Source organism: Pseudomonas helleri, assembly GCF_001043025.1.
Classification (GTDB): Bacteria; Pseudomonadota; Gammaproteobacteria; order Pseudomonadales; family Pseudomonadaceae; genus Aquipseudomonas; species Aquipseudomonas helleri.
The window spans coordinates 365650-386933 of record NZ_JYLD01000003.1 but is presented as its reverse complement, the minus strand read 5'-3'; the positions used below and the strand labels follow the sequence as shown (position 1 = coordinate 386933).

The 21284-nt window shown below is 59.2% G+C and carries 24 protein-coding genes; 10 read left to right on the top strand and 14 right to left on the bottom strand.

Going from position 1 to position 21284, the window contains the following annotated elements:
- Positions 1-4: 4 nt before the first annotated feature.
- Positions 5-1903 carry a sulfate adenylyltransferase subunit CysN gene (gene cysN, locus TU84_RS07180; protein ID WP_048368325.1) on the top strand — a complete coding sequence of 633 codons (1899 nt, stop codon included), beginning with the start codon at positions 5-7 and terminating at the stop codon, positions 1901-1903.
- Positions 1904-2090: 187 nt separating this feature from the next.
- On the opposite strand, the gene TU84_RS07175 is transcribed toward cysN, so the two are convergent.
- Genes TU84_RS07175 through TU84_RS07165 form a run of 3 tightly spaced genes read right to left on the bottom strand, consistent with a single transcriptional unit; the run spans position 2091 to position 5495 of the window.
- A complete protein-coding gene (locus TU84_RS07175; RefSeq protein WP_048368323.1) occupies positions 2091-2996 on the bottom strand; it encodes an acyltransferase in 906 nt (301 codons plus the stop codon).
- Positions 2997-5096, bottom strand: a complete 2100-nt coding sequence (gene pta, locus TU84_RS07170; protein ID WP_048368321.1) for a phosphate acetyltransferase — start codon at positions 5094-5096, stop codon at positions 2997-2999.
- Between the two features lie 60 nt (positions 5097-5156).
- Complete coding sequence (locus TU84_RS07165) at positions 5157-5495, bottom strand: DUF3565 domain-containing protein (protein WP_048368474.1); 339 nt, start codon at positions 5493-5495, stop codon at positions 5157-5159.
- On the opposite strand from TU84_RS07165, the gene TU84_RS07160 reads away from it, so the two are divergent.
- Complete coding sequence (locus tag TU84_RS07160) at positions 5464-5949, top strand: FKBP-type peptidyl-prolyl cis-trans isomerase (protein ID WP_048368319.1); 486 nt, start codon at positions 5464-5466, stop codon at positions 5947-5949. The genes TU84_RS07165 and TU84_RS07160 overlap by 32 nt on opposite strands.
- Positions 5950-6084: 135 nt before the next feature.
- Here the strand turns inward: TU84_RS07160 and TU84_RS07155 are convergent, their stop codons facing one another.
- Positions 6085-7254, bottom strand: coding sequence for a glycosyltransferase family 4 protein (locus tag TU84_RS07155; protein ID WP_048368317.1), 1170 nt, complete (start codon positions 7252-7254; stop codon positions 6085-6087).
- A gap of 151 nt (positions 7255-7405) precedes the next feature.
- Positions 7406-8161, bottom strand: coding sequence for a sulfate transporter CysZ (cysZ, locus tag TU84_RS07150; protein WP_048368316.1), 756 nt, complete (start codon positions 8159-8161; stop codon positions 7406-7408).
- 311 nt (positions 8162-8472) lie between these two features.
- Here cysZ and trxB point away from each other — a divergent pair, with 311 nt between their 5' ends.
- Positions 8473-9438 (top strand): thioredoxin-disulfide reductase, encoded by a 966-nt coding sequence (gene trxB / locus TU84_RS07145; protein ID WP_048368315.1) that lies wholly within the window; start codon positions 8473-8475, stop codon positions 9436-9438.
- A 128-nt stretch (positions 9439-9566) separates the two neighbouring features.
- Here trxB and TU84_RS07140 read toward each other — a convergent pair whose 3' ends face one another.
- The 6 genes from TU84_RS07140 to TU84_RS07115 form a co-directional block, all read right to left on the bottom strand.
- A complete protein-coding gene (locus TU84_RS07140) occupies positions 9567-9908 on the bottom strand; it encodes a HopJ type III effector protein (RefSeq protein WP_048368314.1) in 342 nt (113 codons plus the stop codon).
- Complete coding sequence (locus TU84_RS07135; protein WP_048368313.1) at positions 9905-10198, bottom strand: DUF1244 domain-containing protein; 294 nt, start codon at positions 10196-10198, stop codon at positions 9905-9907. Before TU84_RS07135 ends, TU84_RS07140 begins: the two co-directional genes overlap by 4 nt.
- Before the next feature lie 30 nt (positions 10199-10228).
- On the bottom strand, positions 10229-10600 hold the full coding sequence (gene folX, locus TU84_RS07130) for a dihydroneopterin triphosphate 2'-epimerase (protein ID WP_048368312.1): 372 nt from the start codon (positions 10598-10600) through the stop codon (positions 10229-10231).
- A complete protein-coding gene (gene folE, locus TU84_RS07125; protein ID WP_048368311.1) occupies positions 10600-11163 on the bottom strand; it encodes a GTP cyclohydrolase I FolE in 564 nt (187 codons plus the stop codon). The genes folX and folE overlap by 1 nt, the downstream gene beginning before the upstream one ends.
- A 22-nt stretch (positions 11164-11185) precedes the next feature.
- Positions 11186-11896, bottom strand: coding sequence for a dihydromonapterin reductase (folM, locus tag TU84_RS07120; protein WP_048368309.1), 711 nt, complete (start codon positions 11894-11896; stop codon positions 11186-11188).
- 95 nt (positions 11897-11991) lie between these two features.
- Positions 11992-12561 carry an antibiotic biosynthesis monooxygenase gene (locus TU84_RS07115; protein WP_048368308.1) on the bottom strand — a complete coding sequence of 190 codons (570 nt, stop codon included), beginning with the start codon at positions 12559-12561 and terminating at the stop codon, positions 11992-11994.
- A 182-nt stretch (positions 12562-12743) separates the two neighbouring features.
- Here TU84_RS07115 and TU84_RS07110 point away from each other — a divergent pair, with 182 nt between their 5' ends.
- Positions 12744-13691, top strand: coding sequence for a MerR family transcriptional regulator (locus TU84_RS07110; protein WP_048368307.1), 948 nt, complete (start codon positions 12744-12746; stop codon positions 13689-13691).
- Here the strand turns inward: TU84_RS07110 and TU84_RS07105 are convergent.
- Positions 13669-14145 (bottom strand): PAS domain S-box protein, encoded by a 477-nt coding sequence (locus TU84_RS07105; protein ID WP_048368306.1) that lies wholly within the window; start codon positions 14143-14145, stop codon positions 13669-13671. The genes TU84_RS07110 and TU84_RS07105 overlap by 23 nt on opposite strands.
- Positions 14146-14279: 134 nt before the next feature.
- Here TU84_RS07105 and TU84_RS07100 point away from each other — a divergent pair, with 134 nt between their 5' ends.
- Entirely contained in the window at positions 14280-14735 is a 456-nt protein-coding gene (locus TU84_RS07100; RefSeq protein WP_048368304.1) for a flavodoxin, read from the top strand.
- Here the strand turns inward: TU84_RS07100 and TU84_RS07095 are convergent.
- Entirely contained in the window at positions 14716-15615 is a 900-nt protein-coding gene (locus TU84_RS07095; protein ID WP_048368302.1) for a LysR family transcriptional regulator, read from the bottom strand. The two genes, TU84_RS07100 and TU84_RS07095, sit on opposite strands and share 20 nt — an antisense overlap.
- Positions 15616-15713: 98 nt before the next feature.
- Here TU84_RS07095 and TU84_RS07090 point away from each other — a divergent pair, with 98 nt between their 5' ends.
- On the top strand, positions 15714-16100 hold the full coding sequence (locus tag TU84_RS07090; RefSeq protein ID WP_048368300.1) for a CidA/LrgA family protein: 387 nt from the start codon (positions 15714-15716) through the stop codon (positions 16098-16100).
- Complete coding sequence (locus TU84_RS07085) at positions 16090-16776, top strand: LrgB family protein (RefSeq protein WP_048368298.1); 687 nt, start codon at positions 16090-16092, stop codon at positions 16774-16776. Before TU84_RS07090 ends, TU84_RS07085 begins: the two co-directional genes overlap by 11 nt.
- 274 nt (positions 16777-17050) lie before the next feature.
- Here the strand turns inward: TU84_RS07085 and TU84_RS07080 are convergent, their stop codons facing one another.
- Positions 17051-17845 (bottom strand): IclR family transcriptional regulator, encoded by a 795-nt coding sequence (locus TU84_RS07080; protein ID WP_048368296.1) that lies wholly within the window; start codon positions 17843-17845, stop codon positions 17051-17053.
- A 160-nt stretch (positions 17846-18005) separates the two neighbouring features.
- On the opposite strand from TU84_RS07080, the gene hmgA reads away from it, so the two are divergent.
- From hmgA to maiA, 3 genes are read left to right on the top strand one after another with little or no spacing between them, the layout of a single operon-like run.
- Entirely contained in the window at positions 18006-19310 is a 1305-nt protein-coding gene (hmgA, locus tag TU84_RS07075; RefSeq protein WP_048368294.1) for a homogentisate 1,2-dioxygenase, read from the top strand.
- Positions 19311-19312: 2 nt separating this feature from the next.
- Entirely contained in the window at positions 19313-20617 is a 1305-nt protein-coding gene (gene fahA, locus TU84_RS07070) for a fumarylacetoacetase (protein WP_048368292.1), read from the top strand.
- A 10-nt stretch (positions 20618-20627) separates the two neighbouring features.
- Positions 20628-21257 (top strand): maleylacetoacetate isomerase, encoded by a 630-nt coding sequence (gene maiA / locus TU84_RS07065; protein WP_048368289.1) that lies wholly within the window; start codon positions 20628-20630, stop codon positions 21255-21257.
- Positions 21258-21284 lie beyond the last annotated feature (27 nt).

Sequence of the window (21284 nt, the reverse complement as noted above, 5' to 3'; positions counted from 1 at the left end):
TGTCATGTCGCACGTATCTGATTTGATCAGCGAGGACATCCTCGCCTACCTGGGCCAGCACGAGCGCAAAGAGATGTTGCGCTTTCTGACCTGCGGCAACGTCGATGACGGTAAGAGCACCCTGATCGGGCGCCTGCTGCACGACTCCAAGATGATCTACGAAGATCATCTGGAAGCCATTACCCGCGATTCGAAAAAAAGCGGCACCACCGGCGATGATATCGACCTGGCACTGCTGGTCGACGGCCTGCAAGCCGAGCGCGAGCAGGGCATCACCATTGACGTGGCGTACCGCTACTTCTCCACGGCCAAGCGCAAGTTCATCATTGCCGATACCCCGGGCCACGAGCAGTACACCCGCAACATGGCCACCGGTGCGTCCACCTGTGACCTGGCAATCATTCTGGTGGATGCCCGTTACGGCGTGCAGACCCAAACCCGTCGTCACAGCTTTATTGCCTCGTTGCTGGGCATCAAGCACATCGTCGTGGCCATCAACAAGATGGACCTCAAGAACTTTGACGAAGGCGTATTCGAGTCGATCAAGGCCGATTACCTCAAGTTCGCTGAAGGCTTGAAAATGAAGCCTTCGAGCCTGCACTTCGTGCCGATGTCTGCCCTCAAGGGCGACAACGTGGTGAACAAGTCCGAGCGCTCGCCGTGGTACACCGGCCAGTCGCTGATGGAAATCCTCGAAACCGTGGAAATCGCGGCCGACCGCAACCTCACCGACCTGCGCTTCCCGGTGCAATACGTGAACCGCCCAAACCTGAACTTCCGGGGTTTCGCCGGTACGCTGGCCAGCGGCGTCGTGCACAAGGGCGACGAGATCGTGGTGCTGCCGTCAGGTAAGAGCAGCCGTGTGAAATCCATTGTCACCTTTGAAGGTGAACTGGAGCATGCCGGGCCAGGCCAGGCGATCACGCTGACCATGGAAGACGAGATCGACATCTCCCGTGGCGACTTGTTGGTGCATGCCGACAACGTGCCGCAGGTGACTGATAACTTCGAAGCCATGCTGGTGTGGATGGCCGAAGAGCCGATGCTGCCGGGCAAGAAGTACGACATCAAGCGTGCGACCAGCTATGTACCGGGTTCGATTGCCAGCATCGTCAACAAAGTCGATGTGAACACCCTCGAAGAAGGCCCGGCCAGCGCGTTGCAGTTGAACGAGATCGGCAAGGTCAAGATCAGCCTCGACGCACCGATTGCCCTGGACGGTTATGAAAGCAACCGCACCACCGGTTCGTTCATCATCATTGACCGTTTGACCAACGGCACCGTGGGCGCGGGCATGATCATCGCCTCGCCGGTCAGCCACGGCAGCGCGACGCATCACGGTGAGCTTGCACACGTCACCACCCAGGAGCGCGCCCAGCGCTTCGGCCAACAACCGGCGACCGTGTTGTTCAGCGGTTTGTCGGGTGCCGGTAAAAGCACCCTGGCTTACGCAGTTGAGCGCAAGTTGTTCGACATGGGCCGTGCGGTGTTTGTGCTGGACGGTCAAAACCTGCGTCATGACCTGAACAAAGGTCTGCCACAGGACCGTGCGGGCCGTACCGAGAACTGGCGTCGTGCTGCCCACGTGGCGCGTCAATTCAACGAAGCGGGCTTGCTGACCCTGGCGGCTTTCGTCGCGCCGGATGCTGAAGGCCGTGAACAGGCCAAAGCCCTGATCGGTGATGATCGTTTGATCACGGTGTATGTACAGGCATCGCCTGCAGTCTGCGCCGAGCGTGACCCGCAGGGCCTGTATGCAGCGGGTGGCGACAACATCCCGGGCGAATCCTTCCCGTACGACGTGCCTTTGAATGCCGACCTTGTGGTCGACACTCAAGCGCTGACCGTCGAAGAAGGCGTCAAGCGGGTGCTCGACCTGTTGCGTCAACGCGGCGCAATCTAAGCCGCGATTAAAAAGCCCGTCACCGCGAGATCGGTGGCGGGCTTTTTATTGGGCGCTGTATTTTCCCCTCACCCCAGCCCTCTCCCGAGGGAGAGGGAGCTGATTTGTGGTGTTGCGCAGGCCTGCTTCTGCTTTTAGTCCCCTCTCCCTTTGGGAGAGGGTTAGGGTGAGGGGCTTTTGATCTTCTTCACTGTGCCGGATATTGCCGATGCAGCTCGCCCAACAACCGGTCCTTGTCTTCCCACAGCTGGTTGATCCAGCTCTGAAACGCCAATTTGTAGGCCGGGTCCTGGTCGTAGTTTTTGCCGATGAACTCCGCCGGGATTTCCAGCTCTTCAAATACCACCACCACGTCCCGCACGTTTCCGCACAGCAAGTCCCAATACCCCGGACGTCCGCCAGGGTAATGAATCGTCACGTTGACGATGGACTTTAACTGTTCGCCCATCGCATCCAGCACAAAGGCAATGCCGCCGGCTTTAGGTTTGAGCAGGTAGCGGAACGGCGATTGCTGTTCAGCGTGTTTGCCTTCGGTGAAGCGTGTGCCTTCGACGAAGTTGAAAATGCCCACCGGCTGGTTTTTGAACTTGGCGCAGGTTCTGCGGGTGGTCGCCAGGTCGGCGCCTTTCTTTTCCGGGTGTTTGGCCAAGTACGCCTTGGAGTAGCGTTTCATGAACGGGAAACCCAACGCCCACCACGCCAGCCCGATCACCGGCACCCAGATCAGCTCTTGCTTGAGGAAGAACTTCAACGGGCGGATACGTTTGTTGAGCACGTATTGCAGCACCATGATGTCGACCCAGCTCTGGTGGTTGCTGGTCACCAGGTACGAGTGCTCATAGTCCAGCCCGTCGAGGCCCTTGATGTGCCAGCGGGTTTTGCTCAGCAGGTCCATCCAGCGTTTGTTGTTGCCGACCCAGGCTTGGTGAATGTGCCGCATCAACTCGTCGGTCACCCGTTGCGCGGGCTTGAACGGCAGGCACAGCTTAAAGATCGCAACCACAAACAACGGCGTGCAACACACGATGGTGTTGATCGCCAAGAACAATGAAGCAATGACGCCGCGTAACGGCGCAGGCAGAAAATCCAGCATTTACACATCCATAGGTCGGTTGGCGGCTTGAATCGCCGTCAGGGCGATGGTGTACACGATGTCGTCCACTTGCGCACCACGGGGCAGGTCGTTCACCGGTTTGCGCAGGCCTTGCAGCATCGGGCCCAAACTCACGCAATCAGCGCTGCGCTGCACGGCCTTGTGGGTGGTGTTGCCGGTGTTCAGGTCGGGGAAGACAAATACCGTCGCACGGCCGGCCACCTGGCTGTTGGGCGCCAGTTGGCGGGCCACTGTTTCGTTGGCCGCAGCGTCGTACTGCAACGGGCCGTCGATGAGCAGTGCGCGCTGGGCTTCATGGGCGAGGAGGGTCGCTTCACGGACTTTTTCGACCTCTTCGCCGCTGGCCGAGTCGCCGCTGGAGTAGCTGATCATGGCCACGCGCGGGGTGATGCCGAACGCTGCGGCCGAGTCAGCACTTTGCAGGGCAATTTCTGCCAGTTCAGTGGCTGAGGGGTGCGGGTTCATCACGCAGTCGCCATATACCAGCACCTGTTCCGGGAACAACATGAAGAACACCGACGACACCAAGGTGCAGCCCGGCGCCGTCTTGATCAGTTGCAGGGCAGGGCGGATGGTGTTGGCAGTGGAGTGGATGACCCCGGAAACCAGCCCGTCGACCTCGTCCAGCGCGAGCATCATGGTGCCGATCACCACCGGGTCTTCCAGTTGCTGCTCGGCCATCGGCGCATTGATGCTTTTGGTTTTACGCAGGGCCACCATCGGTTCGACATAACGGCCACGAATCACATCCGGGTCGAGAATTTCCAGCCCCGGCGGCAGTTCAAACCCATGGGCCTTGGCCACGGCGTGAACTTCTTCAGGCTTGGCCAACAGCACGCAACGGGCGATACCGCGGGCCTGACAAATGGCGGCGGCCTGCACGGTCAAGGGCTCGCTGCCTTCGGGCAAGACGATCCGCTTGTTGGCGTGCTGGGCGCGCTGGATCAATTGATAGCGGAACACTGCAGGCGTGAGGCGCATCTCCCGTGGCGTACCGCAACGCTGATGCAGCCAGTGCGCGTCGAGGTGGCTGGCGACAAAATCAGTGATGATTTCTGCGCGTTCGCGGTCATCGATCGGGATTTCTTTGTTGAGCTGATTGAGCTGGTTGGCGGTGTCGTACGAGCCGGTGCTCACCGACAGCACGGGCAGCCCGGCTTGCAAGGCCCCACGGCACAGCTCCATCAGGCGTGGGTCAGGCTTGGTGTCGCTGGTCAACAGCAGACCTGCCAGCGGTACGCCGTTCATGGCAGCCAGGCTGACGGCCAGGATGATGTCATCGCGGTCACCGGGGGTTACCACCAACACTCCGGGTTTGAGCAGTTGCAGCGTGTTCAGCACGGTGCGGGCGCAGAGGATGATCTTGGACATGCGCCGGGTTTCATAATCGCCCGCATTCAGCACCTGCGCGCCGAGCAGCTCGGCCACGTCACGGGTGCGCGGGGCATTGAGTTCGGGCTGGTACGGAATGCAGCCCAATAGCTTGAAGTCGCCGGTCCGCAGTAACGGTGAGTGCTCTTTGAGGCGCGCTGAAAACACTTCCATGCTTTCGTCGGTTTTCACCTTATTAAGGATCACGCCGAGCACTTTCGGATCTTTCGGCCCGCCGAACAGCTGCGCTTGCAGCTCGACCCGGCCAGAGAGCTCGGTCAAAACTTCGTTTTCCGGGGCTGACACCAGAATCACTTCGGCATCCAGGCTCTTGGCCAGGTGCAAATTGACCCGCGCCGCGTAACTGGCGGTGCGAGTGGGCACCATGCCTTCAACGATCAACACGTCTTTGCCAACGGCGGCTTGTTGATAAAGGCTGATGATCTCTTCGAGCAACTCATCAAGCTGGCCGTCACCGAGCATGCGCTCAACGTGGGCCAGGCCCAGGGGCTGTGGCGGCTTGAGGCCATGGGTACGCGCCACCAGTTCGGTCGAGCGTTCAGGCCCGGTGTCGCCGGGATGCGGCTGGGCAATGGGCTTGAAAAAGCCGACTTTCAAGCCTGCACGCTCCAGGGTGCGAACCAGGCCGAGGCTGATTGAGGTCAGGCCCACACCAAAATCAGTGGGGGCGATAAAGAAAGTTTGCATGCGAGCTTCCTGACGTAGCAGTGCAAGAGCAACACTCGATAAACGAGCCATGTGCTGGAATCAATTGCCAAGGTTAACGCTATCAGCCTCCTGAGCACACCAGCCACAACGAAAGGGCTGGCCTATTTTTTTTGCCCGCTGCTCAGGGTCCAGCACCCAGGGCCGTGACTGCCAGGGCGGTTGATGGCGCTGATGCTGGGTATGGCCACAGGAGAGCACAGCAACCCAGTGCTGCTCTTCATCTTGGCGCCAGCCAATGATTGTTGAGGTTTTCAAAGTTATCCGTTGGTCTTGGTTGTGTTCGCTTTCGTGCGAATGCTTGGTTAAACTTGCGAACTCATTATTATTTTGCAAAAGGTCTCGCCCCATGACGATCGCCGCCAACAAGGCAGTCTCCATCGAATATACCCTGACCAACGACGCTGGTGATGTCATTGACAGTTCTGCTGGCGGCGCTCCGCTGGTTTACCTGCAAGGCGCGGGCAACATCATTCCAGGTCTGGAAAAAGCCCTTGAAGGCAAAAACGTCGGTGATGAGCTGGACGTTTCCGTTGAGCCAGAAGACGCTTACGGCGAATACTCCGCTGAACTGGTCAGCACCCTGAGCAGCAGCATGTTCGAAGGCGTTGACCAACTGGAAGTCGGCATGCAGTTCCACGCTTCCGCGCCGGACGGCCAAATGCAAATCGTGACCATCCGTGATCTGGACGGCGACGACGTAACCGTTGATGGCAACCACCCGTTGGCGGGTCAGCGCCTGAACTTCAAGGTAAAGGTTGTTGCTGTACGTGACGCGAGCGAAGAAGAAGTTGCTCACGGCCACGTGCACGGTGAAGGCGGTCATCAGCACTGATACCGGCTACTTCGCTCACCTGTGAGCGAGTAAAGAAAGGCGCCTGTTGGCGCCTTTTTTTGCGCCTCTAAGTTATGTCATCAGCGCTCTGCATGATTGTTGATTCACGATCGCGCGGCACAGGTCAGGGCGGGTTTATTCAGATAGCGGCAACGGACCTGTCTGGCTTTGGCAGGCGCGCTGCAACTGGTTTTCGAACTGTTCGATAATTTGCGGCCAGCCCTGGCGACAGGCATGGTGGCGCGCATTGAGACGCACGGTGCGCAGGGTTTCCGGCTCTTCAAGGAGCCAGGCGGCAGCATCGATCCAGGCATATTCATCCCCTGGCATGGCCAGCACGCCGTTGTAGCCATGACGAATATGCTGGCCCGCCGCGGCGGCGTCATAAGCCACAACGCCCAGCCCCGAAGCCAAGGCTTCTAGCACCACATTGCCGAACGTTTCGGTCAGGCTCGGGAACAAAAACACGTCGCCACAGGCATAGTGGCGGGCCAGGTCTTCACCGGATTGAGCGCCACAAAAAAACGCATCCGGCAGCGAGGCTTCCAGTGCGGCCCGTTTGGGCCCGTCACCGACGATGATCAGCTTGAAGCGGCGCCGCGGGAAGCGCTCCTGCAAGGCTTCCAGGCAGTGCTTGAGTGCACCCAGATTCTTCTCGGGTGCCAGGCGACCGACATGCAGCAGGGCAATATCGTCTTCGCCCAATCCCCAACTCTGGCGCAAGGCGCTTTGGCGTTTCGCCGGGCTGAACAGTCGGCTGTCGACCCCGCGCTCCAGCAGCTCCAGGCGATCAAAGTGCCGACGCTGCAGTTCGAGCCGCTGGCTGGCGCTGGGCACCAGAGTCAACGCCGAGCGGTTATGGAACCAGCGCAAATATTGGGTCAGCAGCCGGGTAAATACCCCGAGGCCGTAAATGCTGGAGTAATGCTGGAAGTTGGTATGAAAGCCGCTGACCACTGCAATACCCAGTCGGCGTGCCACGCGCAGTGCACACAATCCCAGCGGGCCTTCGGTGGCGATATACACCACGTCCGGGCGTTGTACTTGCCAGCGCTTCATCAAGCGCCGGGTGGAGGCCATGCCCCACTGTAGTCCCGGATAACCGGGGATAGACCAGCCCCGGCACAGCATCACCTGATCGTTACTGCGTTGATTGCCATCGCAGGTCTGGCGAGGGCGAACCAGCTCCACATGGTGATCGCGAGCGCGCAGGCCATCAAACAAACGCCCAAGGGTGTTGGCCACGCCGTTTATTTCTGGTGGAAACGTTTCGGTGATCAGGGAAATATGCAGGGCAGTTGTCATGGCACCAGTCTCAACGTGATCTGTGTCGGCTACGTGTCAGCCAAATGATGAATTTATGGCGACTGAACCGTAGACAGCGTGGAGACAGCTTAGGTGCAATAAGGCTCTCAGCGTTTTTAATGCAGCGCTGAGAGCCGTGTTTTTTATCCCTTCATGGCTTTTTCACGGCCAGGGCTTCTTCGCCCCGCTCACGTACCCAAAACAGCGTTGCCCCGGCCACGGCGGCAGGCATCATCAGCAGGTTGACCACGGGTACCAGCAGCACCAGATACACCACCCCGCCAAAGCTCAGGCTCTGCCAGCGTTTCTGGCGCAGCCAGGCGAGCATCTCGTTCCAGCCCAGTTTGTGGTTGTCGGCCGGGTAGTCGATGTACTGGATGGCCATCATCCAGACCCCGAAAATCAGCCATAACGGTGCTGCAATCAGGTTGATCACGGGCACAAACGACAAAATCAGCAAGGCAATCGCGCGGGGCAGAAAGTAGCCCAGCTTGCGCATTTCACGGGCCAGTGTGCGGGGCACCATGGCGATCAGTTCGCCCCAACTGAACGGCGGCGAGTTATCGACCCCGCGCACCACGGCTTCGACTTTCTCCGAGAGAAACCCGTTAAAAGGCGCGGCGATGATGTTGGCGAACATGGTGAAGGTGAAAAACACCATCAGAATGAGCAACACCACAAACAGCGGCCATAACACGTAGTTGAGAAAACTCAGCCAGTTGGGCAGCGTCGGCATCAATGTGTCGACCCACAGGCTGAACTGATGCCCGGCGAAGTAAATCAGCCCGACAAACAGCACCAGGTTGATCAGCAGCGGCAACAGCACAAATAAACGCAGGCCTGGGCTCAGGACCAGCTTCAGGCCTTCACGCAGGTACTGCGGGCCAGATAGAACAGGGGCGGGCATAGTGGGCTCCGGGCAATGGAAAATCGGCCGACCTTAACGGCTTTGCGCGCGAGGCGAAAGCCTGGAGGCGGATTCGACAATAACTGTAACAAAGACGTCCAATGATGAATTTGAGCACATAGAGACCTGCTATGAGCTGGATTGTTAATGCGTATTTCCTTACTCTCAGCGGCCTATATACGCTGCACCTACATTTTTCAGGACCTGCGGGTGACAGACCTGGCCTGAGCAGGTGAGCGGTTTCTTTTTATTCCAGCCGGTAAAGCGGCGTTCCGCCCTTATTTCTTCACGGGCGGCCATAGGAGTGAGTCATGTCTGAAGTACGTCATTCGCGTGTGATTATTCTGGGTTCTGGCCCTGCCGGTTACAGCGCCGCTGTTTACGCTGCCCGGGCTAACCTCAAACCACTGCTGATCACGGGCATGCAGGCGGGCGGTCAACTGACCACCACTACCGAAGTCGACAACTGGCCGGGCGATGTACACGGCCTGACCGGCCCGGTCCTCATGGAGCGCATGCGTGAACACGCCGAGCGTTTTGAAACCGAGATCGTGTTTGATCACATCAACGCCGTTGATCTGAAAAACAAACCGTTCAGCCTGACCGGCGACAGCGGCACTTACACCTGCGATGCGCTGATCATCGCTACCGGCGCCAGCGCCCGTTATCTGGGCCTGCCGTCTGAAGAAGCCTTTATGGGCAAGGGCGTGTCGGCCTGTGCAACCTGCGATGGTTTCTTCTACCGCAACAAGCCGGTGGCAGTCGTGGGTGGCGGTAACACGGCAGTTGAAGAAGCCCTGTACCTGGCCAACATCGCGAGCAAAGTGACCCTGGTTCACCGCCGCGAAACCTTCCGCGCCGAGAAAATCCTGATCGACAAGCTGAACGCCCGCGTAGCTGAAGGCAAGATCGAGTTCAAATTGAACGCCACCCTGGACGAAGTGCTGGGTGACAACATGGGCGTGACCGGTGCCCGCCTGAAAAACAACGACGGCAGCTTTGACGAAATCAAAGTAGACGGCGTGTTCATCGCCATCGGCCACACCCCGAACACCTCGCTGTTCGAAGGCCAGCTGGAACTCAAAGACGGCTACATGGTGGTCAAGGGCGGCCGTGAAGGCAACGCCACTGCGACCAGCATCGAAGGCGTGTTTGCGGCAGGCGACGTGGCTGACCACGTTTACCGTCAAGCCATCACCTCGGCCGGTGCCGGCTGCATGGCAGCACTGGACACCGAGCGTTACCTGGACGGCTTGCAAAACGCTGAGTTCAAGTAATCCGTAGCGCCTAAAAAACCGGCTTCGGCCGGTTTTTTTGTGGGCAAAGAACCTGTAGGAGCGAGCTTGCATCGCGATCTTTTGATTTTTTAAAAGATCGCGAGGCAAGCTCGCTCCTACAAGGCTTTTTAAGCCTTGCGCGTCAGCGGCTGGGTCTGGAATGTAACCCCGGCCAGGCCGTGGCTGATCAGCGCGCGGATGTTGCCGTGGTCGGTGCCTTCTGGCGTCGCCAGTACCGAGCGGTAATGCTCGCCGAACGCCAGCAGCGCTTCTTGATCGCTGAACCCTTCGAGCAGGGCCAGGCCCAAGGTCTTGCACGAGCCTTCGTTTTGCCCGGCCGCGTTCTCGACGCCGCCGTTGTTGAAAGCCTGCGGCTGGTAATCGTACTGCGCGGCGACAAACGCAAGCGTGTCGGCAAATACGTGTTCGCCGCTGTTGAGGCTGGCGCGCAGGGTGTTCAAATCAGTCATTCGTGTTTTCCTTTGGCGAACGCCGCTACTTGTTCGGCGCTGGCTTCTTTCTGGTAAAGGTTTTTCCATTCGGCGTACGGCATGCCGTAGACCACTTCACGGGCGTCATCGAGGCTGACCTCGATCTGACGCTCATCTGCCGCGGCCTTGTACCACTTGGACAGGCAGTTACGGCAAAAACCCGAGAGGTTCATCAGGTCAATATTTTGTACGTCTTTGCGGCTGTCCAGATGCGCGACAAGGCGGCGAAAGGCGGCAGCTTCAAGTTCAAGTTGTTCTTGGGGCGTCATAAAATTTACCTGGGTTCAGTGGGCTGTAGCTTAGCGGCAAGCCGCTAGCGTAATCGACACCGATTCAGCAAAGCGCAGGGCGTGGGGCTTGTCGACCTCGACTTCGGCGTACTGCACGGCGGTGTTGCTCATCACCAGGTCGAGCAGTTCCTGGGTCAGGCGCTCAAGCAGGGCGAAGCGGTTCTCTTCGACGTGCTGAATCACCGCCTTGGTGATGGTCCGGTAATTCAGGGCGTGATCGATGTCGTTATCCCGTACCGCTTCTTGCGCGGCATACAGGATGGTGAGGTTGATCAACACATCCTGCTTATTGAGGATCTCGTCTTCATTAATCCCGATAAAGGTGCGCAGACGCAGGTCTTTGACACGGATGCGGGCCGTTCCTGGCTGAAGTTGTGGCATTACGACTTGCTCCGTCCAATCAATTGCAGGAACTCCATGCGGGTGCTGCTCGACTCGCGAAACGCGCCAAGCATGACCGAGGTGTTCATGGTCGAATTTTGTTTTTCTACACCGCGCATCATCATGCACATGTGCTTGGCTTCAATCACCACGGCAACGCCCGCCGCCTGGGTAATGCTCTGAATGGCGTCGGCGATTTCGCGGGTGAGGTTCTCCTGGATCTGCAGGCGACGGGCAAACATGTCGACGATGCGGGCGACTTTCGACAGCCCCAATACTTTGCCGGTCGGAATGTAGGCCACGTGGGCCTTGCCAATGAACGGCAGCAGGTGGTGCTCGCACAACGAGTAAAGCTCGATGTCAGCGACGATCACCATTTCATCGCTGTCTGAGGCAAACAGGGCGCCGTTGACGATGTCTTCCACGCTCTGGCCATAGCCGTGACACAGATACTGCATGGCCTTGGCGGCGCGTTTCGGGGTGTCGAGCAGGCCTTCACGCTCAGGGTTTTCACCGAGGCCGACCAGGATCTCGCGGTAATGCTCAGGCAATGATGTGCTCATGAAATACTTCCTCGCGGACGTCTTACTTAACGTGTCGTCCGCCGTTGACGGTCAAGGTGGTGCCGGTCACGTACGGGTTATCCAGCAGGTAGCGCAGGCTTTGGTAAATCACCCCGGCGCCGGGCTCAATGCCCAGGGCTGACTTGGCCAGGGCGTTGGTGCGGTACGCCGCGTCGTCGTCTGGGTTGAACATCAGCAAGGCCGGAGCGATGCCGTTTACTTTGATATGGGGCGCCAGTTTAGCCGCGAATGACAGCGTGAGGCTGTCGAGCCCGGCTTTGGTGGCGCAATAGGCTATGTGCTTGCTACTGCCTTTGCGGGTCACGTCATCGCTGATATGCACGATGTCGGCCGGGCTTGAGCGCAACAACAATTCGCTGCAATGCAGGTTAATCAGATACGGGGCGAGCATGTGCACGCTGAACATCTGGGTAAAAGCGCTGGTTTCAGTGCCAGGCGTCTCTGCCAGCCACGCTGAGGCGTTATGGACGATAGCCCGCAACGTGTCGGTGTGGGCTTTAAGCCGCTCAATAAAGTCGAGAATGCCGCCTTCACTGGAAAAGTCGGCATACAACGTGGTCGCGCCCAGCTCGCGTAACGCCTGCACGCCGGGCTTTTCGCTGCGATAGCTGATGATGACGGGATAACCGTCAGCCATCAGTTGCCGGGCGCAGTTCAAACCAATGCGCTGGCCAGCACCAGTGATCAGGATCGGGGCAGAAGACGTGGGCATGACGGGCTCGATGCGAAATAGCCGGAAACAGTCGCGGCGCAATGGCAAAACTATACCAGCGTCCGCGACCTGACTGCCAAGCCCGGGGCGATCGGTTAACTGCGTTGCGCGAGGGAGTTTGTGCGCAAGGGCTTGTTGGGCGTGCTGTGCAGCCAGCCTGCGAGCAAATGGGTCGAAAGCGGAATAAACAGATAAACCATTAGCGGCGTCAGTGCCAAGGTGCTGACAAACACCCGTGGCAACAAACTCAACTCGCCCAGCAATGGGCCTAGCGCAAAGTTGAACAACAACGACACCGGAAAGAACGCCAACCAGATGGCCACGGCCTGTTTCCAGCGAGGTGGGCGCTGCCCGGCGGCGCCAAACCAGCCATCGATGCCGCTGACGCGATGTTCTGAAGGGTTGGCAAACAGGTGGCTGCCGCGCTGCAACCAGGCCTTGCGCGACACGGAGTGTTCCCACGCGTGCAGGGTGGCTTCGTCGGCAAAGCGGAAAATGATCTGGAATTCATCGTCGCTCGGGGGCGGTGCCAGCACGCCTGAACCCAAGTAACCGGGAAAGTCGGTGGCTAACTGTTCGCCTTCGTGCAGCCAGGCGATCAGTTCCTGGTAACGGCCTTTCGCGACACGGCGCGCGACCATCAAGGTGACAGGGGAGGTAGACATTGTGTATCTCCATGAGGCTGATGCTGCCCGGGTAGGGCAATCACAAAACACAGCGCCGGGGTGGTGGGCTGTGTCTGGAAAAAACAAGCAAGGATTGTTCCCGAACGCAGTCAACGGGATCGCCACAGCGAGGGAGATGAAGCGTAGAATCCCTCCATTCACTCTTGTAACAGGCCTTAACCATGCCCGTGATCACTGAACTTGAGCCCGTTGCGCTCGCGGCAGGTCAGCCAGAACTGCCGGGCCTGTACCCGATCAGAGAAGTCGCCCGGCTCACCGGCATTAACCCGGTGACCTTGCGTGCGTGGGAGCGGCGCTATGGTTTGATCCAGCCGACACGCACCGAAACAGGGCATCGCTTGTACACAATGAGCGATATTGAGGCAGTGCGTCAGGTTATGGGCTGGCTTGAGCGCGGCGTTGCGGTCAGCAAAGTGGCCGAATTGCTGGCACGCCCGACCGCCTCTGTCAGCGTGCCGAAAGAGGCTTTGGCTGACGAATACCAACAGTGGCAAGCGCGTGTTCAAGCTGCGCTCAGCGCCTTTAACGAAGCTGAACTGGATCGCCTGTACGGGCAGATTTTCTCCAGTTACCCGCTGGAAGTCGTGTTCAAAAGCATCTTGATGCCGCTCTGGGAGCAACTGCTCAAGGCGCAAGATGAGTTTGGGCGCACCAGCGAATGGTTGCTGCTTGATCGCTTTTTGCGCGGCCGCGTTCAGCAGCGCCTGCACCTGCAACCCATGGACGCCCACAATTGCGTGTTGCTGGTGGGACTGCCCGAGTTGTGCACAGAGCTGGAACTGCTGGTGACCGGTTTGCTGTTGAGTCGCAATGACCGGCTGATCAGGGTATTGGCCGTTGGCCAGCCGCTGGATGAGCTGTCGCTGATTTGTGAGCAGGTTCAGCCTCGTGCGGTCGTGCTGTTCGCCCGTCAGGTAGTGGGCGCAGCCCATCAGCGCCGCTTGATCCGCCTTGCGCAATCGCTGGACTGTTCAGTGGCGCTGGCCGGTGAGGCCGCCAATGTGGCACAAGACGCGCTGGCTGGCTCATCGATTGCCTGTCTGGGCAGCGAGACCGCTTTGATGAACCAGCGCCTGGACGCTGAGCTTAAGCAAGCGGCGGCGCGCTAACACCGTTGGCCGCTTTGAGCGCCTCCAGTTCAGCTTTTACTGCCGCCAACTCGATCTCCAGTTGAGCGGCTTTTTGCTGAGCTTTTACCTGTTGGGTGACATCCTTTTGCACCCCAATAAAATAGGTCAACTGATCAGCGTCGTTGAACACCGGTGTGATCGACAGTTCGTTCCAGAAGTGCGAACCATCTTTGCGGTAATTACGCAGCACCTGTCGTGTCGGCTCTCCGCTGGCGATGGCCTCGCGGATCAAGTGCAAACCAATCTGGTCACGGTCGCCTGACTGTAAAAAGCGGCAGTCCTGATACAGGATGTCGTCGCTGCTGTAGCCCGTCAGTGCCTCAAACGCTTTATTGACGTAGATAAGGATGTTGTCTTCACCTTCCTGCTCGGCCACCACAATACCGTCCTGGGACGCGTCCACCATGCGCTGCAGTAAACGGGCGTTGATCATGGTGCAGCACTCCAAAAGTCAGTTAAGTTCGAGCCATTTTAGGACATCGCGACAAGCTGTCTACGTGCTATCACCGAAAGCATGGCGTCACCTGTTAGTATCCCTGCCTTTTAGTCAGTTACAGGATCAGATTGATGAAAGTCGCCATCCTTTCAGGCTCGGTGTACGGCACCGCAGAAGAAGTCGCCCGCAACGCCAAACAACTGCTGACCGATGCCGGTTTTGAGGTGCTGTTTAACCCGCGCGCCACGCTGGCCGAAATTCAGGCCTTTGCTCCGGACGCTTTTTTGGCGGTGACCTCAACCACCGGCATGGGCGAGCTGCCTGATAACCTGACCCCGTTGTACAGCGAGATCCGTGACCTGCTGCCCGCCGCCTGGCGCGGTCTGCCGGGTGCCGTGATCGCGTTGGGCGACTCCAGCTACGGCGACACCTACTGCGGCGGTGGCCAACTGCTCACTGAACTGTTTGCCGAGCTGGGCCTGCGTGAAGTCCAGCCGATGCTGCGCCTGGATGCCAGCGAAACCGTTAACCCTGAAGGCGACTCCGAGCCGTGGGTAGAAGACTTCATCAAAGCACTGACCCAGTAATCGACCGCTCACGCAGCAGCTCCAGCCAGGCTTGAGCTGCGCGTGACAAGTACGCGCCTTCGCGCCAGATAAAGGCGATGTCCCAGCGTAGGGTGTCGGGGGCAATCAGCTTTAAACGTATGACGTCGGGGCGCACCAGTTCGCGTGCGACCACGCTGGGCAACAAGACCACGCCTTGGCCGGCCGCCACCAGCGCCACCAAAAAGTCTGACTGGCCGCTGCGCCCGCCTTCCTTGGGGGTAAAGCCCATTTGCTGGCAGGCCTGGACTACACGATCGTTAAGCACAAAGCTGCGTTGATAGAGCAAAAACGGCGTCTCGGCCAGTTGCTCCAGGCGCACGCTGCCGCCTTCTGCCAGCGGATGATTGGCCGGCAGCAAGGCGTCCAGCGGCTCGTCGCAAAAGGGCTGCCAGGAAAACGCCTGATTGTTTTTGGGCGTCAGGCTGCCGCCCAACTCCAGTTCGCCGCTCAACACCGCCTGTTCAATATTCAAACTGCCACCTTCGAGCAGTTGCACCTGAATATTCGGGTAGCGACGCCGGTACTCGGCAAACAGGTTGGCAAACAGCGCATTACCGCCTAGCAGCGGCAAACCCAGTTTCAACTCGCCGCGTTCCAGGTGGCTCAAGTCATCAAGCTCACTCAATAACTCATTGTGCAACCGCAGCATGCCTTCGGCGCGTTGCAGCACCACCTGTCCGGCTGCAGTGAGGCGCACGTGCGAACCGAACCGGTCAAACAGCGTCGTGCTGAGGCTGTGCTCCAGTTGTGCGACTTGTTTGCTCACCGCCGATTGGCTGATGTGCAGGTGTTGGGCGGCCTGGGTAAAGCCGCCGTGGCGTACCACCTCAACGAAGGTGCGCAGTTGTTTGAATTCCATGATGTGATTCCAGACTGGAATGCAGGCCAGTCTAACAATTCGTTTTAGGTATGGAAGGTGCATCTTTAAACTGAAGGCCTGTCTGCACTGGAACCACTATGAAACGCTTCGATGTAAAACGTATGGGTCGGCTGATCGGTGAAATCGCCGTATTGCTGGCCATCTATTTTGTCGGCTGCCAGATCGCCGCGTGGTTGCAGGTGCCGATCCCCGGCGGCGTGATGGGCATGATCCTGTTACTGCTAGCCTTCGCCCTGGGCTGGGTCAAGCCCGCCACCTTGCAGCTGGGCGCCGGTGTGCTGATGGCCGAAATGCTGTTGTTCTTTATTCCCGCCTTGATGAGCCTGCTCGATCACGGTGCTTTGGTGCGTGATGAGGGCTGGCGCATTTTGTTGGTGATTGGTGTGAGCACCCTGTTGGTGATGATTGTCACGGCCTTTACCGTAGAAGCCGTGTGCCGCTGGAAGCTGCGCCATGAGGGCTGAACTGATGCCGATGTTCTGGCTGGTACTCACGCTGGGCACTTATGGCCTGAGCCGCTGGTTGTACCGGCGCACCGGGCGCTATCTGCTGTCGCCGCTGATTCTGGTGCCTGCTTTGTTGCTGGCAGTGGCCGCGCCGCTACACACCGCCTACGCCGAATATTCCCGTGATACCCATTGGCTGATGCTGGTGCTCGGCCCGGTGACCGTCGCGTTCGCCGTACCGATTTGGCAGCAACGCAAGCTGCTGGCGCGGCATTGGCTGGCGTTGTTGCTCGGCATGATGGCGGGCAGTGTCGCCTCGATTGGCAGCTCGTACTGGCTGGCCAAAGTGCTGGCACTCGACACATCACTGACCTTGTCGCTGGTGCCGCGCTCCATTACCACGCCGTTCGCCATGCCCGTTGCGCAAAGCCTGGGCGGCGTGCCGGAACTCACCGCCGTGTTCGTGATGTTCACGGGCGTGTTTGGCGCCATGATGGGCGGCATCCTGCTCAAATGGTTGCCGTTGCGCAGCAGCCTGGCGCGCGGTGCACTGTTTGCGGTCGGTGCTCACGGTGCGGGCGTTAGCCGTGCCCGTGAAGTGGGCAGCGAAGAAGGCTCGGTGGCCGGTTTGGTCATGGTCCTCACCGGGATCCTCAACCTGCTGGCCGCGCCCTTGTTGATGCTGATGATTTAAATCCCGCATCAGGGCTTAAATCTCGGGCATAAAAAAGGCCGCTGTAAAACAGCGGCCAAAGAAGACGTTCATCAAGGAGCAGCAAATCAACGTCAGGGTAAACAGTGAGAGCAGAATCACTGTGACTCAATGCTCTGGCGGGCGGGTGTGCCCGGTAAGTGCGACAAGAATAAGGGCTCGCCGGCCTGGGAGTAAGGCCGGTTTACGACAAGCTCTGTTACAAATTAGGCAACAGTTTGCAGGCCTGCATCTGATTGGCCTCAGTGTTCGGTGATCAACCGGGCTGGTAGCCCATGAGCCAACTGACGGCGTGGGCCGCCGCCAGCAAGCGCTGCGCGGCCGGACCATGTTCATCGGCATGGAACAGTGACGTGGGGCCAACCACGGTCAGCACGCCCGCCACTTTGCCAGTCGCTTCAAACACCGGCGCCGACAGCGCATCGACGCCAGGCATCAACAGGCCGTGCACAAAATGCAGACCACGGGTGCGGATCTGCTCGCTGATCGCGGTATAAGCCTGGGCAGGTTGCAGCGGGTGCACATGGTCGGTGGCAAGTTCCAGCGCGCGCAATTCGGCGGTTTCGCGGTCAGGCAAAAAGGCGTTGAACACCAGCCCGGTGGATGAACTGAGCAGCGGCAGCACCGAACCCAGCTTGGTCACCACCGTGACCGCACGAACGGCGGCTTCGATGTGCACCACGGTCGCACCCTGATTGCCCCACACGGCCAGAAAACAGGTTTCGTTCAAGTCATCACGCAGCTCTGCCATCGGCAGGGCGGCGACTTTGAGCACATCCATGCTGTTGAGCGCGGCCAACCCCACGCGCAATGCTTCGCGGCCCAGGGCGTAATGGTTGGTGGCGGTATTTTGCTCGGCAAACCCGCTGGCAATCAGCGCCTGTAAGTAACGATGGACCTTGCTCGCCGGCATCTGCACGTGCTCGGCCAGACGCGATAACGAGGTCGATGGCGGCAGCTCGGCCAAGGCCTTGAGGATGTCAGTGCCGACTTCAGCAGAGCGCACTTTCTGTTTGCCGGTGCTGTCAGCGGTGCTTGGAGGCTTTTGCATGGGGGCGCGGGTCTCGGGATGAATGGGCGTCTTTATAGCTTGACGCTTACTGCCAATCAAATTACGTTATGCGTAATTCGATTACGATAAAAATAACGCAGTGACACACACGCGGTTCAGCGTTGAGTGAGTCCACTGTTTTCTCCACTCTGGAGGCTCCATGAACCTCGACTCGTCTTTGTCTGACCTCGCGTATCAATCCGGGTTTGGCAACGAATTCAGCAGTGAAGCATTGCCGGGCGCGTTGCCCGTCGGGCAGAACTCTCCGCAAAAAGTCCCCTATGGCCTGTACGCCGAATTGCTCTCTGGCACGGCCTTCACCATGGCTCGCAGCGAGTCGCGGCGCACCTGGATGTACCGGATCAAGCCGTCCGCCAATCACCCGGCCTTTACCAAGCTTGAGCGCCAATTGGCCGGTGGCCCGTTGGGGCCGGTGACGCCTAACCGCCTGCGCTGGAACCCGCTGCCGATTCCTGCCGAGCCCACCGATTTTATCGACGGTCTGGTCGGCATGGTCGCCAACGCTGGCCCGGACAAACCTGCCGGGATCAGCATCTACAGCTACCGCGCCAACACCTCGATGCAGCGTGTGTTTTTCAATGCTGATGGCGAGTTGCTGCTGGTGCCGGAGCAGGGCCGTTTGCGCATTGCCACTGAGTTGGGGCGTCTGGACCTGGAGCCTCTGGAAATTGCCGTGATCCCGCGCGGGCTCAAGTTCCGCGTTGAACTGCTCGACGCACAAGCCCGCGGCTACATCGCAGAAAACCACGGCGCGCCGCTGCGCCTGCCCGATCTGGGGCCGATTGGCAGCAATGGCCTGGCCAACCCGCGTGACTTCCTGAGCCCGACCGCGCACTACGAAGACTCGCAGCAGCCGGTCACCCTGGTGCAAAAGTTTCTCGGCGAACTGTGGGCTTGCGAGCTGGATCACTCGCCGCTGAACGTGGTCGCGTGGCATGGCAACAATGTGCCGTACAAATATGACCTGCGCCGTTTCAACACCATCGGCACCGTCAGCTTCGATCATCCCGATCCGTCGATCTTTACCGTGCTGACCTCGCCGACCAGCGTGCCGGGTTTGGCCAACCTCGACTTCGTGATCTTCCCGCCGCGCTGGATGGTGGCAGAAAACACCTTCCGGCCGCCGTGGTTCCACCGCAACTTGATGAACGAATTCATGGGCCTGATCCAGGGCAGCTATGACGCCAAGGCCGAAGGCTTCTTGCCCGGCGGTGCTTCGCTGCACAGTTGCATGAGCGCCCACGGCCCGGATGCCGAAACCTGCAGCAAAGCCATTGCGGCCGATCTGCAACCGAGCAAAATCGACAACACCATGGCCTTTATGTTTGAGACCAGCCAGGTGCTGCGTCCGAGCCAATTCGCCCTCGAGTGCCCGCAACTGCAACCCCATTACGACGCTTGCTGGGCTTCGTTGCCCTCGACCTTTACCCCGAACCGGAGATAACCATGACCCAGTCCACTTTAACCCGTAGTTGGATCGCCTCCGCCAATGGTCACAGCGATTTCCCGTTACAAAACCTGCCGCTGGGCGTGTTTAGCGTTCAAGGTTCAGCTCCGCGCAGTGGCGTTGCGATCGGCGAGCACATCTTCGACCTGGAAGCCGCACTGGCTGCCGGTTTGTTCGAGGGGCCTGCCAAAGTCGCCGTAGAAGCCTCGTTGGGCGGCGCCTTGAACGCCTACTTTGCCTTGGGCAAAAGCGCTCGCGTGGCCTTGCGTGAACGGTTGTTGGAACTGCTGGGCGAAGGCAGCACCCTGCGCGGCAAGATCGAAGCCCAGGGCGCCAAACTGCTACCGCTGGCGGCTGATTGCGAACTGCACCTGCCCGCCAAAATCGGTGATTACACCGACTTCTACGTGGGCATTGAACACGCGAAAAACGTCGGCAAACTGTTCCGCCCCGACAATCCGTTACTGCCCAACTACAAGTACGTACCAATCGGCTACCACGGCCGTGCCTCGACCATTCGCCCGTCGGGCGTCGACGTGCGCCGTCCTAAAGGCCAAACCTTGCCCGCCGGGCAGACCGAACCGGTGTTTGGCCCCTGCGCCCGTCTGGACTATGAACTGGAGTTGGGCATCTGGATCGGCCAGGGCAACGACATGGGCGATGCCATCGCGATCGGCGAGGCGAGCGAACACATTGCCGGTTTCTGCCTGCTCAACGACTGGTCGGCGCGTGACATTCAGGCGTGGGAATACCAGCCGCTGGGGCCGTTCCTGTCCAAAAGCTTTATCACCAGCATCTCGCCATGGGTGGTGACCGCCGAAGCCCTGGAACCGTTCCGTCGTGCACAACCTGCGCGCCCGCAAGGTGATCCGCAGCCGCTGCCGTATCTGCTGGATGCCCACGATCAGGCCCATGGTGCATTGGATATCGAACTGGAAGTGCTGCTGTTGACCGCATCGATGCGCGAGCAAAACCTGCCTGCGCAGCGTTTGGGCTTGAGCAACAGCCTGAACATGTACTGGACCGCCGCGCAGTTGGTGGCCCACCACAGCGTCAACGGTTGCCAATTGCAGTCGGGTGACTTGTTCGGTTCGGGCACCTTGTCAGGCCCTGATCATTCGCAACTGGGCAGCCTGCTGGAAATTACCGAAGGCGGTAAACATCCGGTTGAACTGGCGTCGGGTGAAGTGCGCAAATTCCTTGAGGACGGCGACGAAATCATCTTCCGCGCCCGTTGCAAGCGTGAAGGTTTTGCCTCAATCGGTTTCGGCGAATGCCGCGGCAAGGTTGTCGCTGCACGCTGAGGAGCGAGCCATGGAACTCTTTGCTTACTACCGTTCGACCTCGTCGTACCGGGTGCGCATCGCTTTGGCGCTCAAAGGCCTGGATTACCAGGCCGTGCCGATCAACCTGCTCAAAGGCGAGCATCGCCAGCCCATTTACCAGGCGATCAACCCGCAGGGCCGCGTACCGGCCTTGCGCACCGATGACGGCAGCGTATTGATCCAGTCACCGGCGATCATCGAATACCTCGAAGAACGCTACCCGGTGCGGCCATTACTGTCCGAAGACCTGATCACCCGCGCTCACGAACGTGCCGTTGCAGCTTTGGTGGCCTGCGATATCCACCCGCTGCACAACGTCAGCGTGCTCAACCAACTGCGCCAACAGGGGCAGAACGAAGAGCAGGTAAGCCAGTGGATCGAGCATTGGATCAGCCAGGGTTTGGCGGCCATCGAACACATGATCGGTGACAGCGGCTATTGCTTTGGCCCGGAGCCGGGCCTGGCAGACGTGTACCTGATCCCGCAGGTGTACGCGGCACAACGGTTCAACGTGTTGCTGACGGCTTATCCACGCATTGCGAGGGTGGCGGCATTGGCCGAACAGCACCCGGCCTTTATCCAGGCGCACCCGGCACGGCAACCGGATACGCCCGTTTAACGGGTAACTTTCACAATCAAAAGATCG

Bases quoted from the DNA above. Each gene is read 5' to 3' on its own strand.
- cysN (WP_048368325.1), top strand. From the start codon at position 5: ATGTCGCACGTATCTGATTTGATCAGCGAGGACATCCTCGCCTACCTG.
- TU84_RS07175 (WP_048368323.1), bottom strand. From the start codon at position 2,996: ATGCTGGATTTTCTGCCTGCGCCGTTACGCGGCGTCATTGCTTCATTG.
- pta (WP_048368321.1), bottom strand. From the start codon at position 5,096: ATGCAAACTTTCTTTATCGCCCCCACTGATTTTGGTGTGGGCCTGACC.
- TU84_RS07160 (WP_048368319.1), top strand. From the start codon at position 5,464: ATGACGATCGCCGCCAACAAGGCAGTCTCCATCGAATATACCCTGACC.
- TU84_RS07165 (WP_048368474.1), bottom strand. From the start codon at position 5,495: ATGGAGACTGCCTTGTTGGCGGCGATCGTCATGGGGCGAGACCTTTTG.
- TU84_RS07155 (WP_048368317.1), bottom strand. From the start codon at position 7,254: ATGACAACTGCCCTGCATATTTCCCTGATCACCGAAACGTTTCCACCA.
- cysZ (WP_048368316.1), bottom strand. From the start codon at position 8,161: ATGCCCGCCCCTGTTCTATCTGGCCCGCAGTACCTGCGTGAAGGCCTG.
- trxB (WP_048368315.1), top strand. From the start codon at position 8,473: ATGTCTGAAGTACGTCATTCGCGTGTGATTATTCTGGGTTCTGGCCCT.
- TU84_RS07140 (WP_048368314.1), bottom strand. From the start codon at position 9,908: ATGACTGATTTGAACACCCTGCGCGCCAGCCTCAACAGCGGCGAACAC.
- TU84_RS07135 (WP_048368313.1), bottom strand. From the start codon at position 10,198: ATGACGCCCCAAGAACAACTTGAACTTGAAGCTGCCGCCTTTCGCCGC.
- folX (WP_048368312.1), bottom strand. From the start codon at position 10,600: ATGCCACAACTTCAGCCAGGAACGGCCCGCATCCGTGTCAAAGACCTG.
- folE (WP_048368311.1), bottom strand. From the start codon at position 11,163: ATGAGCACATCATTGCCTGAGCATTACCGCGAGATCCTGGTCGGCCTC.
- folM (WP_048368309.1), bottom strand. From the start codon at position 11,896: ATGCCCACGTCTTCTGCCCCGATCCTGATCACTGGTGCTGGCCAGCGC.
- TU84_RS07115 (WP_048368308.1), bottom strand. From the start codon at position 12,561: ATGTCTACCTCCCCTGTCACCTTGATGGTCGCGCGCCGTGTCGCGAAA.
- TU84_RS07110 (WP_048368307.1), top strand. From the start codon at position 12,744: ATGCCCGTGATCACTGAACTTGAGCCCGTTGCGCTCGCGGCAGGTCAG.
- TU84_RS07105 (WP_048368306.1), bottom strand. From the start codon at position 14,145: ATGATCAACGCCCGTTTACTGCAGCGCATGGTGGACGCGTCCCAGGAC.
- TU84_RS07100 (WP_048368304.1), top strand. From the start codon at position 14,280: ATGAAAGTCGCCATCCTTTCAGGCTCGGTGTACGGCACCGCAGAAGAA.
- TU84_RS07095 (WP_048368302.1), bottom strand. From the start codon at position 15,615: ATGGAATTCAAACAACTGCGCACCTTCGTTGAGGTGGTACGCCACGGC.
- TU84_RS07090 (WP_048368300.1), top strand. From the start codon at position 15,714: ATGAAACGCTTCGATGTAAAACGTATGGGTCGGCTGATCGGTGAAATC.
- TU84_RS07085 (WP_048368298.1), top strand. From the start codon at position 16,090: ATGAGGGCTGAACTGATGCCGATGTTCTGGCTGGTACTCACGCTGGGC.
- TU84_RS07080 (WP_048368296.1), bottom strand. From the start codon at position 17,845: ATGCAAAAGCCTCCAAGCACCGCTGACAGCACCGGCAAACAGAAAGTG.
- hmgA (WP_048368294.1), top strand. From the start codon at position 18,006: ATGAACCTCGACTCGTCTTTGTCTGACCTCGCGTATCAATCCGGGTTT.
- fahA (WP_048368292.1), top strand. From the start codon at position 19,313: ATGACCCAGTCCACTTTAACCCGTAGTTGGATCGCCTCCGCCAATGGT.
- maiA (WP_048368289.1), top strand. From the start codon at position 20,628: ATGGAACTCTTTGCTTACTACCGTTCGACCTCGTCGTACCGGGTGCGC.